Source organism: Occallatibacter sp. (assembly GCF_049582745.1).
GTDB lineage: Bacteria > Acidobacteriota > Terriglobia > Terriglobales > Acidobacteriaceae > Telmatobacter.
The window spans coordinates 1-15,158 of the sequence record NZ_JBAUUO010000028.1 but is presented as its reverse complement, the minus strand read 5'-3'; the positions used below and the strand labels follow the sequence as shown (position 1 = coordinate 15,158).

Genomic DNA, 15,158 nt, shown 5'->3' with positions numbered 1-15,158 from the left:
TCCTTTGCATCGCTGTGAATCGGGCAAAGAAAACCCCGGCGGGTTCGCCGGGGATTTGAGTATCCCAGGTATCAAAATCGAGACCTGGGATACTCAGACTGGTGATGATGCTATCGGCAGTGGTGATGATGCTGTCGGCGCTTTACGCGCTGTAGAGCAGGATGCCTGCCGGCTTCTCTTCGGTTGCGGTTTCGTCCGAGCTTACGGGGCGATAGAAGAGTTGGTTGTTTTCGAGATACACCTCGAGGAACGCCGGCCGCTGCTGAATCTGTCCGGCAATGAGCGCCTCTGAGAGAGGATCTTCAACGTAGCGCTGCAGTGCGCGGCGCAGGGGGCGCGCACCATAGCTGCGGTCTCCCAGCGTCTTGTCGAGGATCCACTTTTTGGCCTCTTCTGTGACCGAGATGGTGATGGCCTTCTGCGCCAGGTTTGTGTTGAGCTGCTGCACAAGCAGTTCGACAATCTGGATGAGATCCGCATCCGACAACGACAGGAAAAGGATAACTTCATCCAGCCTGTTGAGAAACTCCGGATTGAAGGTCTTCTTGACCTCCTGCTTCACCAACTCCTCAACCTTGTCGTTGACCAGGTCTTCGCGGTCGCTCTGGAAGCCGAGGCCCTGCTTCTTCTGCAAGTGCCTCGCGCCGATGTTCGACGTCATGATCAGGATCGTGTTCTTGAAGTCGACTGTGTTGCCCAGTCCATCGGTCAACTGGCCGTCTTCAAACACCTGCAGCAGGATGTTGAATACATCCGGATGCGCCTTTTCGATTTCGTCGAGCAATACGACCGAATACGGTGACCGCTTGACCCGTTCGGTCAACTGGCCGCCTTCTTCGTAGCCCACGTATCCCGGAGGCGAACCGATCAGCTTCGACACCGAGTGCTTTTCCATGAACTCCGACATATCGAAGCGGATGAGCGCCTTGTCCGATCCGAACAGGAAGTTGGCCAGGGTACGCGCCACCTCCGTCTTGCCCACGCCGGTTGGCCCGAGGAACAGGAAGCTCCCAATCGGCCGCGCAGGCGACTTCAACCCAGCCCTGGATCGACGAATCGCGCGTGCCAGTGCGGAGATTGCCTTCTCCTGCGAGATAATGCGCTTGTGGAGTTCTTCTTCCACGCGCAGCAGCTTCTGCGTCTCTTCTTCCTTGATGCTGGTAACGGGAACGCCCGTCCAACGGCTGACTACGTCTTCAATGTCTTCGCGGCCCACAATGCCGGCAGCGGAGTCATCGAGGTGGTACTTGTCACGCAGGGCGCGCAGGTTTTCACGCTCTTTGCGCTCCTCATCGGAGTAGAAGCGGGCCTTCTCGAACTCGTGGTTCGCAATGGCCGAATCCATGCGGTGCACGATGAACTTGATCCGCTTCTGAACCTCGGTGATCTCCTCGGGTAGCGAGGTCTGGCGCAGCTTCACGCGCGCGCCGGCTTCGTCGATCAAGTCGATGGCCTTGTCAGGCAGGAAGCGATCCGGAATATAGCGGTTCGAGTGCGACACCGCAAACTCGATCGCGGCATCCGTATAGCTCACCGCGTGAAACTTCTCGTAGCGGTCCTTGATGCCGTTGATGATCTTGATGGCGTCGGCTTCGTTCGGAGGTGGCACTTTGACTGCCTGGAAGCGGCGTTCAAGCGAACGATCCTTCTCGATCGATTTGCGATATTCAGCCGGCGTGGTTGCGCCGATGCACTGAATTTCGCCGCGCGAGAGCGCAGGCTTCAGGATGTTGGCTGCGTCGAGCGAACCCTCAGCCGATCCAGCGCCCACCAAGGTGTGAAGCTCATCGATGAAGATGATGGAATTCTGGTTCTCCATCAGCTCCTTCATGATCGTTTTAAGGCGTTCTTCAAACTGGCCGCGATACTTGGTTCCGGCCACGATAAGTGAAAGGTCAAGTGCGAGCACGCGCTTGTCGGCCAAAAAGCTCGGCACTTCGCCGTCGGCAATGCGCTGCGCGAGGCCTTCGACAATAGCCGTCTTGCCCACGCCGGGTTCGCCGATCAGCACCGGATTGTTCTTCGTGCGGCGGCAGAGAATCTGCACCACGCGCTCAAGTTCGCCGTCGCGACCCACCAACGGATCGAGTTGTCCATCCATCGCGGCCTGGGTAAGGTCGCGGCTGAACTCAGCCAGCAAGCTCGACTCACGCTGCCGCGCTTGCTGCGGCGCCTTCTCCTGGGTCACGCGGGCAAGTTCGTCACGAATCTGCGCCAGCTTCAGGCCGCGTTCCTGCAGAATCTCCGACGCAAAGCACTTCTCTTCGCGCAGAAGGCCCAACAGCAGATGCTCCGTACCAATATGTTTATGACCAAGCCGCTCGGCCTCCTCGGCTGCGTAGGCCAGGACGCGCTTGCACTCGTTCGAGAGCGGCAAATCGACACTGGTCGACACCTTCTCGCGAATCGTGGTGTGCGCTTCAATCTGCTTGCGGATTGACTCCACCGAGGCATGCGAACGCAAAAAGCGATTGGTTAACGCCTTGTCCTCGCGCAAAAGGCCCAGCAGCAGGTGCTCGGTCTCGATATAGGGCGAGCCGAACTGGCTGGCCTCATATCGCGCGAAGAAGATCACGCGTCGTGCCTTCTCCGTATAGCGTTCGAACATATTGTTTCTCCTCTTGCAGCAGGCTTGCGGTAGCAATGGCCGTCCGATTTCTTAGCACCCCAAGACCATTCTTCGGGGAATCCGTTATCGGCTTCAGCCCAACTTGCCGCGCCCTTCTCTCAACTAACGCCGCCGGTGGCCCCGGAAAATCTCTAAACTGCCCCGAACAGCTCTTTTGGATGGACCGGATTGCTTCTCAACTTTTCCGATCGCCCAGGAGTTCTTCCCCCGCAAGCACCGCCCACCACTCGTGCGCACGGTAAAGCAACTCCAGGCCCACTATACAATCAGACTCAAAATCCACCCGGAAAGGTGCTTTTCCTTAGCCCTTGCCGGGCTTTCCTCCCCACGGACTAAGACCTGTCCGCGCGAGCCCCGGGGTGAAGTCCCGCTTTGGAAGGGAAATCCATCGCGTGAAGGCGCCCGCCCTCCAGGCGCAGAGTCCGCGTACACCGCGCGGCCAGATCCAGGTTATGGGTCACCAAAAGAGAAGTGAGCCCGTGGGTTAAGTGCAATCGTTCTAAAAGGTCAAAAACTCGTCCAGCAGTGGTTTCATCCAGATCGCCGGTAGGTTCATCGGCCAGAAGCAGCCGCGGATTGCCAACCAAAGCCCGGGCCAGCGCCACCCGCTGCTGCTCTCCACCTGAGAGCTCTCCCGGCCTGTGTTCGCTGCGGCCTTCCAAGTCGACCTCCCTAAGCCAATTGGATGCAGTATCTAGCGCCTCTCGACGGCTATTTCCGCGGGCCAGCAGCGGCATCGCCACGTTCTCAACCGCTGAGAATTCCGGCAACAGGTAATGAAACTGCCAGACATAGCCGATCTCGCGGTTACGAAAGACCGCGGCCTCCCGAGCGTTGAGAGTTGCCACGTTGATTGAAGCGCAGTGTACAGTGCCCGCTGTCGGCGCATCAAGGGCACCCAGAATGTGCAAAAGTGTGCTCTTTCCTGCACCCGATTGCCCCACGATCGCAACCAATTCACCGGTCGCGATCGTTAAATCAAGCCCCTGGAACAGCGTGAGCGCCCCGCGGGCCGTGCGATAGGTCTTTTCCAGATTGCGAACCTGGATGATGGGCGAACTCTCCTGCGCCCGCAAGTTTGACTCCCGCATAAAGCGGAGAGCCGGGGCGGCAGCCGCTGGAGTAGTTAGAAGCATTCGTTCCTACTATCTTACCGCGAAGAGCAAACAGAAGGTCATCGCCAAAGTCACATCCGTTCGCATTGGAGTAACCGCTTTTGCGGTGTGGTCATAAACCTGGGTGCGGAACCACAAAAAATTGCGATCGCTGGAAACTAAATCCGGACCCATCGAAGTTGTGCATTCGATTTTGACACCGATCCGCGTTGCGTCCATCCTGCTTAGGTCACGTCGCCCCGCGATCGCGCCGATTCCAACACGCGCGCATTCCCCACAACAGGCGCTGCAAGCTTCATAAGTGGAACATAGACCGCGCCGGCGGTAAAGAAGCCGACGAACCACGCGTAGTCATAAAGGAAATGCAGCGGATTGATGAATACGCCGACCAGTGCGATGGCCACGCCGAGGACCAGCGCCAGAATTGCCCGCGGATTGATTCCCCGCGTGTAGTGATACACGCCTTCTGAGTGATACAGCGAGTTGACGTCGAGTTCGGTTTTGCGGATCAGGAAATAGTCCGAAACCATGATGCCCGCCACCGGCCCCAACAGTCCCGAGTAGCCAACAAGCCAGCCGAATATATAAGCATCCGGCGTGGCGAGCAGTTTCCACGGGCACATCGCGAGGCCGAGAAAGCCGGTGATGAGACCGCCCGTGCGAAAGCTGATGAGACGCGGGTAGAGATTCGAAAAATCATTCGAAGGCGAAACAACATTCGCGCCAATGTTGACGTTGAGCGTGGCGATCAGAATGGCGATAAGCGCAAGGAAGGCTACCACCGGCTGGTGGAATGCTCCGATCAGTTCAATCGGATTCCAGATCGGGCGGCCAAAAAGCACCGTGGACGCGGACGTGACCGAGATGCCGACGAAGGTAAAGAGCGTCATCGCCACCGGTAGCCCGAACGCTTGACCATAGGCCTGCGCGTGCTGCGATTTGGAGTAACGCGTGAAGTCCGGAATGTTCAGCGCGAGCGTGGCCCAGTAGCCGACCATAGCGGTCAGCGAGGGGAAAAAGACCGCGAGAAATGCACCCGTCGAGTGAAACTGGCTCGGCGTCGAGAGCATCTCGCCGAAGCTGCCCGCCTTCATACGCACCCAGATCAGCAGCGCCGCCGCCATGATGAACATGAAGGGCGCGCCGAAAGCCTGCAGATGCCGGATCGACTCAACGCCACGCCACACAATCACCATGTTCAGCAGCCAGAAGATGAGAAAGCACGCCCACTTCGCAAATGCCGATCCGACGGTCGCAGGCCAGATCACCGCGAGCATGGAGTGAATCGCCGTTCCGCCGATCCATGACTGGATGCCGAACCATCCGCAGGCAACAACCGCCCGCAGGATCGCCGGCAGATTCGCGCCGCGCACCCCAAACGGCGCACGAATGAACACCGGAAACGGAATGCCATACCGCGTCCCCGCATGCGCGTTCAGCAGCATGGGAATAAGCACGATCAAATTGCCCAGCAACACCGTGCACACCGCCTGCTTCCAGTCCATGCCCTTGGCGATCAGCGACGATGCAAGCTGGTACGTCGTGATCTCCATCGACATGGAGAACCACAGCGCGATGTAGCTATACGTGGTCCAGGTGCGCTGCTCCGGCGTCGTCGGCGCCAGATCGCGATTGGATAAAGTGGGATCGACGCTGCTCAAACGGCCTCCGATTTAAATCGGTATACACGAATGCCAATGAGAACGCGATAAGGAATACGGTGGACAGCGAGGATGTCGCACATTGAAGTAAATGCGGTTCAATTCGAAAGCGACCACAACAGCGTTGTCATCCCAACCGCAGTGGAGGGATCTGCTATTTCCACGCGCCGCCGCGAGCCTCGCGACGTAGATACTCACCCCGCCCCGGCTTGCCGATAAACTCGCCGCCCGACACGATCAATTCTCCGCGCGAATAAACATCCCGCGCATTGCCCTTCACCTTGAATCCCTCAAACATCGAGTAGTCCACCCGCATGTGATGCGTCGCAGCAGAAATGGTGTGATCGGCACCCGGATCCCAAAGCACGAGATCCGCATCGCTGCCCGCGGCGAGCACACCCTTCCTCGGATACATGCCGAAGATGCGCGCGGGGGCGGTGGAGACGAGTTCGACGAAGCGGTTGATGGAGAAATTGCCCTGCCCTACGCCGTGATGATGTAAAAGCTGCAGCCGGTTCTCAATGCCGGGGCCACCGTTGGGGATCTTGGTAAAGTCATCTTTGCCAAGCGCCTTCTGATCTTCGAAGCAGAATGGGCAGTGATCGGTGGAGACTACCTGTAAATGATCCTTGCGCAGCCCCTGCCAGAGCTTCGGCTGATTCCGCTTCTCGCGCAGCGGCGGGGTGAAGACATACTTCGCACCCTCCCAGCCCTTGTCGATCATGTTGTCTTCGAGCGAAAGAAGCAGATACTGCGGGCAGGTTTCGGCAAACGCCGGAAGGCCGCGATCGCGCGCTTCTCTCACCTGGTTCAACGCATCTTCGCTGGACAGATGCACGATGTACACCGGTACGCCGGCCATCTCCGCCATCGCAATGGCACGATGCACCGCTTCGGCCTCGGCAGCCGTAGGCCGCGTCAGGGCGTGATAGATTGGCGCAGTCTTTCCCTCGGCTAGCGCCTGCTGCACAATCACGTCGATCACCGACCCGTTCTCCGCATGCATGCAGATCAGCGCCCCATTCTTCGCCGACTGCCGCATCGCCTTGAAGATGGTAGCGTCATCGACCATCAACACGTTGGGATAGGCCATGAAGAGCTTGAAGCTGGCCACGCCCTCGCGCACCATGTCGTCCATGTCTTCAAGTCCCGCGTCGGGCAGGTCGGTCACGATCATGTGCAGCCCGTAGTCGATGCAGGCCTTGCCCTCGGCCTTCTTCCACCACGTATCGAGCGCCGCGCGCATCTTCGTCCCGCGCGCCTGGATAGCGAAGTCCACTATCGTCGTCGTCCCGCCAATTGCCGCCGCGCGCGTCCCCGTCTCAAAATCATCTGCAGACTTTGTGCCGCCGAACGGCATGTCGAGATGCGTGTGCGCATCGATACCACCCGGCAGCACCAGCAATCCTGATGCGTCCACGACGGTACCCGCCGCGCTCGCCGGAATTCCCGCGCGCACCTCTTTGATGACCGCGCCGACGATCAGCAGATCGGCTTTTACCGTCGAGTCGGCATTGACGATGGTTCCGTTTTGAATCAGAACCCTGGACATGATCTCTCACCTGAAACCGCAAATTATAAAGCTTTGTCATTCCGACCGAGCGTAGCGAGCGGAGGAACCTGCAGTTGCTTATCCTGTTTCAGCGCTGGGATTACGACCGCTGCGGTTCCGCGGCGCACTCCGCGCCATGCGTGCGCTGGTCCCAGGTCTCAGCGGGAATTCCACTATCCACGCGCACCATCGTGATGCAGTCATCCACTGGGCACACCAGCGCGCACAGGTTGCAGCCAACGCACTCCGTCTCATCCACGCGGGGAATCTTCGCCAGCGGCGTGGGATACGGACCATGATTCGAGGCCGCGGCGGCCCGCTCTTTGCGCGTCACCGGTGTCGTCGCGATCGAGTTCCGCGTGCGCCACTCAACAGTAGGCGGCCCCTCGTGCAACTCGACTTGCCCATTCACCGGACCCGAAACTCGATCCACGTGGATGCATTGGTGAGCGCCATCCCAGCAGGCGATGTGGCAAAGGTCGCAGCCGATGCACGTCTGCTCGTTGATATGCGCAACAATCTTGTAATTCAGATTCAGGTGTTTCCACTCGGTCACCTTGGGGACGGAGAGGCCCCGAAAATCCTCGATCGTGGCGAAGCCCTTCGAACGCATCCAGTTCTCGAGGCCTTCGGCCATATCTTCCACCACGCGATAGCCGTAGTGCATCACGGCCGTGCAGACCTGGACGGTCCCGCAGCCCAGCAGCATGAACTCCACCGCGTCGCGCCATGTCGAGATACCCCCAATGCCGGAAAGGGGAAGGGCCGAGGAGGCCTCGGCCATGATCTGCTGCACCATATTGAGCGCGATCGGCTTCACCGCAGGCCCGCAGTAACCGCCATGCGAACTCTTGCCGTCGACATTCGGTCGCGGCACAAAGGTATCGAGATCGATCCCGGTGATCGAATTGATCGTGTTGATCGCCGACAGCCCGTCGGCGCCGCCGCGTTTAGCCGCCCGCGCAATCTCGCGAATATCGCTGACGTTCGGCGTGAGCTTTACCAGCACCGGGGTGCGCGCCTTCTCCTTCACCCACGCGGTAATCATCTCGGTGTATTCAGGAACCTGCCCGACCGCCGACCCCATGCCGCGCTCGCTCATGCCGTGGGGGCAGCCGAAGTTCAGTTCGAGGCCGTCGGCTCCGGCATCTTCCGCGCGCTGCACAATTTCGTGCCATGCCTCGCGCTTTGATTCGACCATCAGCGACGCAATGATCGCGTGATAGGGATAGCTTCTCTTCACCTGCGCCATCTCGCGCAGGTTTTCTTCAACCGTGCGATCGCTGATGAGCTCAATATTGTTGAGACCCATCATGCGCACACCTTGCCAGTCCGTCGATGAATAGCGCGAGCAAACATTGGTCACGGGTTCGCCGATGGTCTTCCATACCGCACCGCCCCATCCCGCATCGAAGGCGCGCATAATCTGTTCGCCGCAATTGGTGGGCGGCGCCGAAGCCAGCCAGAACGGATTGGGGGCGTCGATTTTCCCGGCAAACTGGTGAACGCGAATATCAGGCATACGCCGCCTCCGCGATCTTCAGGATGGCTCGCGCGGCGCGCTTTCCGTCGGCCACCGCATCCACCACTTCCCTGCCGCCGTTGGCACAGTCGCCACCGGCAAAGTAGCGTGAATTGCCGGTCTGGCCTGTCTCCGGATCGGTCACGATCGTTCCGCCGCGCAATTCAATGCGGCGCAGCTCCTGCACCAGCTGCGCAAAAGGAGATTGTCCGATCGCGGGAATCACGTAGTCGCATTCAATGGTGTAGTGAGATTCGGGAATCGGCAGCAGCGCCTTGTCTACTTCGCTCACTTGCACCGTATCGAGCAGCAACCTGCCACGTTCGTTCGAGCGGATCGCAAACGGTTGCCGCCGCCACAGGAACTGCACGCCCTCCTGCTTGGCATGTTCGTACTCGAAATCAAATGCCGACATGTCGCGCTCGCCGCGCCGATACAGCAGGTATACCGTATCCGCACCCAGGCGCCGCGCCGCATTTGCCACATCAATCGCAGTATTCCCTGCTCCAACCACGACCACCGTCCCGCTCAACTCGCGGAGGCGCCCGGTCTTGTACGACGCGATAAACTCGAGCGCGTTCAGCACGCCGTTCTGGTCCTCACCGGGAATATTCATGCGCTGCATCGCACCGAGGCCAACGCCAACAAAGATAAAGTCGAACTCCGACTCCAGCTCTTCCAGCGCCTCCGCGGACTCAATGGATGCACCGGTGCGGAACTCGACGCCCATGCGGCGAATCATCTCGGCTTCACGCAGGCTGTCGGCCGCGCGCAGCTTGTATTCCGCAACACCATACGTGTTGAGCCCGCCCAGCAGGTCCTTGCGCTCGAGAATTACGGCCGACGCACCGTGGCGGCATAGCTCAGCCGCGCAAGCCAGCGACGCCGGACCGCCGCCGATGCAGGCCACCTGCACATTGCGCGATCCGCGTGGAGCCGTCAGCAGTTCTTCTCCTGTCGCCTGAAAGGAGTCCATTGCATGACGCTGCAGCCGTGCAATCTGAATGGGCGCATGATTGTAGCGGTGCATCACGCAGGCACCCTCGCACAGCACCTCAACCGGGCAGGCCTTCGCGCAACTGCCGCCAAGGATATTCGCATCCAGAATCCGCAGCGCCGAGCCGCGAAGGTTTCCGGTGCTGATACGCTTGATAAAGCCCGGAACATCAATATGCGTGGGACATGCGCCGGTGCACGGCGCGTCAAAACAATTGAGGCAACGATTTGCTTCAATCACTGCAGCCTGCGGCTCAAGCGGCGGCTTGATGTCGCTGAATCGCTCGCGGAGCAGTAAATCGTCGGGAAGTGTCGCGGTACTCATGAAGACCTCGGGAAAACTCGCTTACACTCTGCTGTCCTTCTCTGACTTTTCTCACCCTTATCTATTCTCGGCCTTCCCTCTATGGATTGACGAGGGTTTTCACCGCCAGGTTTTGTCAGGATGCAACCAGCGGACCATACATGTCCGGCCGGCGATCGCGAAAAAACTGCCAGGTTCGGCGAACTTCGGCAATTTGTTCAAGATCGAGATCGGCGGTCAGCACCTCGTCCTTGTCGCGCGACGCCTGCGCAACGATCTGGCCGCGCGGATTGGCAAAATAGCTTGAACCGTAAAACTCGCCGATATTCCAGGGCGCCTCGGTGCCGACCCGGTTGATCGCCGCGATGAAGTAACCGTTTGCAGCAGCATGCGCGGGCTGCTCCAGTTTCCAGAGGTATTCGCTCAACCCCGCTACTGTTGCCGATGGGTTAAAAACAATCTCCGCCCCGTTCAGCCCCAGGCAACGGGCGCCTTCGGGGAAATGCCGGTCGTAGCAGATATAGACGCCGATCTTGGCGAACCCCAGGTCAAACACCGGATACCCCAGGTTTCCCGGCCGGAAATAGAACTTCTCCCAGAACCCCGGCGCGACATGCGGAATGTGTGTCTTGCGGTACTTGCCAAGATACGTCCCATCGTTCTGAAGCACGGCCGCAGTGTTGTAGAAAATGCCTTCCTGCTCCACCTCATAGACCGGGACCACCATGGCGATATGCAGTTCCTTTGCCAACTGTTGCATCAGCTTGACGGTCGGGCCATCCGGAACCGGTTCCGTGGTCTCGTACCACTTTGTCGATTGTTCGGCGCAAAAATAGGGGCCGTTGAAGATCTCCTGCAGGCAGACGATCTGTGCCCCTTCGCCGGCCGCCTTGCGAATCAGCTCCACGTGCTTGTCGATCATCGCCTTCTTCTGCACCGCAAGCGGCTCAGTGGCAGCGACGGCATTGGAGGCTTGGATGATGGAACATCGAACGACGCGCGGCATTCGGCTGCGGCTCCCGGTGAAAACGTTATGAGTATTAGACGTTATCGCATGGAAGCGGCTTGGGCAAGAGTTCCCGGCTGGATCCAAAAGACTTCGACCCAGGCGTTTTCAAGAGATGAAGCATCCTTCCATCAACCCCGAGCGAGGTTGAGAATGGCTCTAATACTCGATCTTGTTCGGCGAAGCCATCCACGCCGCAAAGCTCGACCATGCCTCGTCACGGAGAAACTGCAATGCCGGCAACGAGCGCTCCGCTGGTTCCTTGCGGAATTCCTCATAGAGGTAGGCATCGGCGAATCCCGCCTTGGCCGCGTCTTCGGCTCCAGCACCGTAGAAAACCGCATCCAGACGCGCCCAGTGCGACGCCGCCAGGCACATGGGGCATGGCTCGCAACTCGTGTAAAGCTCATATCCCGCCAGCGAAAACGTACCGAGCACCTTGCAGGCTGCACGAATCGCTGTCACCTCGCCATGCGCCGTCGGATCGTTGGTCGCCGTCACCATGTTCACGCCTTCCGCAATCACTTTGCCGTCGCGCGCAATCAACGCCGCAAACGGGCCGCCGCGGCCGGAAGTAACATTCTCCGTTGCCAGGGCAATAGCGCGGCGCAGAAATTCAAGGTTTGGCTGACGATTCATTCTGTGTTGCCTTCAGCGTTTCGAAGGTAAAGTAAACACAGTATGGCACAGGCTTTACTGTCAACTCGCGTTCCGACGGCCGACAGCCTCACCCCCCGCACTGATCGTGGACGGCGAGAAGATCGCCGCACTCCGCCAGCCGCACGGCTTCATCGAAGCCGCGGTCGAGCGGATCTTCATCCAAGCTCAGCCAGATCCGACGGCCGGTCGATGTCTACCTCGCCGCCTTCGAACTGAATCTCCAAAACGGGCAGAGATGCATTCACCAGAAGGCCACGCGCGCCCCGGTCGCCGCGAAGCCCGAGCAGATCCGCAAACATCGCTCGCGGAAAGATCGCCGGAGTTCCCCGAACCCCCGCATAAATCGACGCAATCATCGGCGTCTCCCGCTGCGCGTCGAATGCCTCGATCATCTCCCGCAGATGCTTCGCCGTCACCCGCGGCTGATCGCACGTCATCAGCAGCACACCCGCAGCTTCGGTCCTCGCATCCATTGCCCCAACGCCAGCGCGAATCGACGAAGCCAGCCCCTCTTCCCATTCGGAATTTGCGATTACCGTCGCATCGCCAAATTGAACTGCCTTCTCGATCCGTTCGCGATATGCGCCAAGTACTGCAAACACCGGCATGGCGCCGGCTTCCCGCGCACACCGGATGGCCCGCTGCAACAACGGCTCGCCATCAACCCGCACAAGTTGCTTGGGCTGCCCCAAGCGGCTGCTCGCACCTGCGGCGACAATGATGGCGGCGACTGGCATCCGCATCAGTCTACGCTGCTCTTCTTGATGCCGAACGCGCAAACAGGACCAACTTCATCAGGCGGACAAATCCGTAGCGAAAGGTTGACCGGTGAGCAACCTAAAAGAGCGGCCCGATTCGGCGGCGCCTGGATCGCTATGCCTGTGTATCGGCGTCGGGCTGGAGCAGAAGCAACAGCACGAACCCGACAATCACAAACATGCGGAATGCCTCTTGCTGGCCATTCCAGGTGCGCGACTGCCACATCAGGAACCACTCTCCGCCCACATCGAGAAAAGCCACCAGCCACATCAGCAGCGAAAGCGTCAGTGCGGCCACGGCCACGCCCTTCCCGGCGTTGAAATCAGTTGCGGGTCCACGAAACGCTCGTACAAGACAAACTAGTCCCCTCCATGCAAGCATGCCCGTCGCGAACTCCCAGACGATGATCATCCAGTAGAAAACAAGATGCACCACTGGCCACGGCACTGCCCTCCACATCGCGTGGTTCCCCGGAGAGGTTGAATCCATCGACAACACATGCCGGATGAACTCGTAGTTTGAATTGAAATCAGCGAGGTTGTTGAACACCACGAGCGTGTAATAGAACGCAATCCCTGCCAGCAGCAGCAACTTCGCTAAGCGTGTCAACATCGGTCAGACCTCTGCATTGCTAAGGCTGCGAATTTCCGATCACTGCCAATTACGCGTCGCTGTGAATGAGGGCATGCAGCACGCACAATCCTAGCGTCGGCACATCAACTCCTGTCCATCGAAAAATCAGCCCGCTCATTGTTCAGCGGACGCCAATACGGTTATGCCCGTGGCCGGCGAACCCAACCGGCTTTTCGCGGGAAAAGGCTACCCGCGTTGCCCTTGAAGAGTCCAAGTCTATTCCGAAACTGCTCTAAATCGGGTCCCGTGGTGTAGAACTCTGATTAGCCCCGTGCGCGATTTCGAGAAAACCCGGACGGAATTCCAGGAGATCCTCGCCAAGCCCATTCGCGAACTCGGGCTCAAACTCGAGGGCTCGCCGCTCGAGCGATTTGTGCAGCAGCTCTATCGCGAACTCGAAGCCAAGGGCATCCACAAGTTCCGCCCGCTTTGCTATCTCACCGATGAATGGGGATGCCCCTCCGGCGAGCCTGTGATCGGCATTCCGTTCTACCTGGCCAACCCTGATCTGGCAAAGCTCGAGCGCGATATGAACGACCTGGAAGACGCTCGCGAGATCATGATGTACATGCGTCATGAGGCCGGACACGCATTCAATTACGCCTACCAGCTCTACAAGTCGGCGGAGTGGCGCAATCTCTTCGGTCCCTTTCGCCGCGCCTATCGCGATAATTACCGCCCCATCCCGTTCTCGCGGAAATTTGTTCGCCACATGGCCGGGTGGTACGCCCAGAAGCACCCGGATGAGGATTTTGCAGAAACTTTTGCCGTCTGGCTCACGCCGCGCTCCCAATGGCGAAATCGCTACAAAGGTTGGGACGCGCTTGCCAAACTGCAATACGTCGATCGCATCGCCCACAAGGTAGGTGAAGTCGAGCCTATCCGCCGCCGCGGCCACACCGACATCACTGTCGATGAGATGGAGTCGACTGTCGGCGAGTTCTACCGTCTCAGCCTGCCGGAGGAGATCCCGGTGCAGGAACTTGCCCTGGATGCCGACCTCCAGGACATCTTCAATATCTCTCCCAAGCGACGGAACGGCGTGCGACCCGCCGTCGAGATGCTGTATCAACATCGCAAACCCGTCGTTGACAAGGTCGCCTATTGGAGCGGCGTGCAACGCCCGATCGTCAAGCGACTCGTGGAATCCATCTGCAGCCGGGTTGAGGAGCTGGGTCTGCGCGTCGACGTCCGGCGCGAGTCCGAGCACCTCACGGAGTTCACGGTCTACACAACAGCACTCGCAATGAATTACCTGGTTCGGGGGAAGTTCATTCATCCCTGAGGTGCGGCGGCAGTTGCCGTTACACCGGCTGGAGGACGCATGGCAAACTTGAAAGTCACCGTACTGTACGACTTGTGGGAAGAACAGCCCGCCGAAGTCGAGGAAGAAGCTCCTCCGCCGCGCAAGCGCAAGGGACAGAAGAAACGCAAAAAGAAGCCGGTCAAGCACGACCGCGAAGAGATCTTCGAAGCTCTTGAGAAGCTCGGTCACGAGCCGTCGTATTACGTTCTCGACGGCCGCCCCCAGTCCCTGCTCGGACTCGCCAAATGCGGCGCCGATCTCATCTTCAACCTCACGGAATCCTATGCGGGCGATGACACCAAGGAAATGCAGGTCACCGCATTCCTTGATCTGCTCGATATCCCCTACACCGGCGCGGGACCGCACGCGCATATCCTTGCGCAGGACAAATCGATCGCCAAGAAGATGTTCGCTTTTTATGAGATCCAGTCGCCCTATTTCGCGACCGCCTATCGCGGCAACATCGACCACGCCCACGACATCTCGTTCCCGCTCATCGTCAAACCCACTTCCGAAGATGGATCCATCGGCATCGATGCCACCGCCGTCGTTAACAGCGTGAAGGAGTTGATGGAACGCGTCAGCTATATCCAGACTGAGTTCGATTCTCCTGCATTGATCGAGGAGTACATCGAAGGACGCGAAATCTACGCTTCCATTCTCGGCAGTTACGAGAGCGCGCGTGCGCTTCCGCTGGTGGAGCTTGACCTTTCGAAACTTCCCAAGGGCATGCCCAAAATCGCCAGCCAGGATGTGAAATTCGAGAAAGACACCGAGGCCTACAAGCTCACGAAGTCGGTGATCGCCGAAGATCTCGATGAAGAAATCACAACCAGGCTCACTGAAATCGCAGTCAAGGCCTATCGTGCCGTCAAGCTTCGCGATTATGGCCGAATCGACATGCGCGTCTCCAACAAGGGAGAAATTTATGTCATTGAAGCGAATCCAAACCCGTGGCTATCCAGCGGGCAGGAGTTTGCCATGGCGGCGAAAAAATCCGGCCTCTCCTATACCC

General features: G+C 58.9%; 12 protein-coding genes. 2 read left to right on the top strand and 10 right to left on the bottom strand.

Annotation, left to right across the window (positions count from 1 at the left end):
- Positions 1-142 precede the first annotated feature (142 nt).
- The 10 genes from WCA10_RS03570 to WCA10_RS03525 form a co-directional block, all read right to left on the bottom strand.
- Entirely contained in the window at positions 143-2,608 is a 2,466-nt protein-coding gene (locus WCA10_RS03570; protein WP_472821117.1) for an ATP-dependent Clp protease ATP-binding subunit, read from the bottom strand.
- Between the two features lie 353 nt (positions 2,609-2,961).
- Positions 2,962-3,705 carry an ABC transporter ATP-binding protein gene (locus WCA10_RS03565; protein ID WP_472821116.1) on the bottom strand — a complete coding sequence of 248 codons (744 nt, stop codon included), beginning with the start codon at positions 3,703-3,705 and terminating at the stop codon, positions 2,962-2,964.
- A 263-nt stretch (positions 3,706-3,968) separates the two neighbouring features.
- Positions 3,969-5,405: an NCS1 family nucleobase:cation symporter-1 gene (locus WCA10_RS03560; protein ID WP_472821115.1), complete on the bottom strand. Its 1,437-nt coding sequence runs from the start codon at positions 5,403-5,405 to the stop codon at positions 3,969-3,971.
- A gap of 154 nt (positions 5,406-5,559) precedes the next feature.
- On the bottom strand, positions 5,560-6,957 hold the full coding sequence (hydA, locus tag WCA10_RS03555) for a dihydropyrimidinase (RefSeq protein ID WP_472821114.1): 1,398 nt from the start codon (positions 6,955-6,957) through the stop codon (positions 5,560-5,562).
- A gap of 100 nt (positions 6,958-7,057) precedes the next feature.
- Positions 7,058-8,479: an NAD-dependent dihydropyrimidine dehydrogenase subunit PreA gene (preA, locus tag WCA10_RS03550; RefSeq protein ID WP_472821113.1), complete on the bottom strand. Its 1,422-nt coding sequence runs from the start codon at positions 8,477-8,479 to the stop codon at positions 7,058-7,060.
- Positions 8,472-9,800, bottom strand: a complete 1,329-nt coding sequence (locus tag WCA10_RS03545) for an FAD-dependent oxidoreductase (protein WP_472821112.1) — start codon at positions 9,798-9,800, stop codon at positions 8,472-8,474. The genes preA and WCA10_RS03545 overlap by 8 nt, the downstream gene beginning before the upstream one ends.
- A gap of 115 nt (positions 9,801-9,915) precedes the next feature.
- Positions 9,916-10,785, bottom strand: coding sequence for a nitrilase-related carbon-nitrogen hydrolase (locus WCA10_RS03540; protein WP_472821111.1), 870 nt, complete (start codon positions 10,783-10,785; stop codon positions 9,916-9,918).
- A 159-nt stretch (positions 10,786-10,944) separates the two neighbouring features.
- Positions 10,945-11,424: a nucleoside deaminase gene (locus tag WCA10_RS03535; RefSeq protein ID WP_472821110.1), complete on the bottom strand. Its 480-nt coding sequence runs from the start codon at positions 11,422-11,424 to the stop codon at positions 10,945-10,947.
- Between the two features lie 176 nt (positions 11,425-11,600).
- Positions 11,601-12,188, bottom strand: a complete 588-nt coding sequence (locus WCA10_RS03530; RefSeq protein ID WP_472821109.1) for a nucleotidyltransferase family protein — start codon at positions 12,186-12,188, stop codon at positions 11,601-11,603.
- Positions 12,189-12,318: 130 nt separating this feature from the next.
- Complete coding sequence (locus tag WCA10_RS03525) at positions 12,319-12,816, bottom strand: DUF2165 family protein (RefSeq protein WP_472821108.1); 498 nt, start codon at positions 12,814-12,816, stop codon at positions 12,319-12,321.
- A gap of 292 nt (positions 12,817-13,108) precedes the next feature.
- Here WCA10_RS03525 and WCA10_RS03520 point away from each other — a divergent pair, with 292 nt between their 5' ends.
- Both WCA10_RS03520 and WCA10_RS03515 read left to right on the top strand, forming a co-directional pair.
- Positions 13,109-14,122, top strand: coding sequence for a putative zinc-binding metallopeptidase (locus WCA10_RS03520; RefSeq protein ID WP_472821107.1), 1,014 nt, complete (start codon positions 13,109-13,111; stop codon positions 14,120-14,122).
- A 39-nt stretch (positions 14,123-14,161) separates the two neighbouring features.
- Positions 14,162-15,158 (top strand): D-alanine--D-alanine ligase family protein (locus tag WCA10_RS03515; RefSeq protein ID WP_472821106.1); only part of this gene is annotated, 997 nt, incomplete at its 3' end.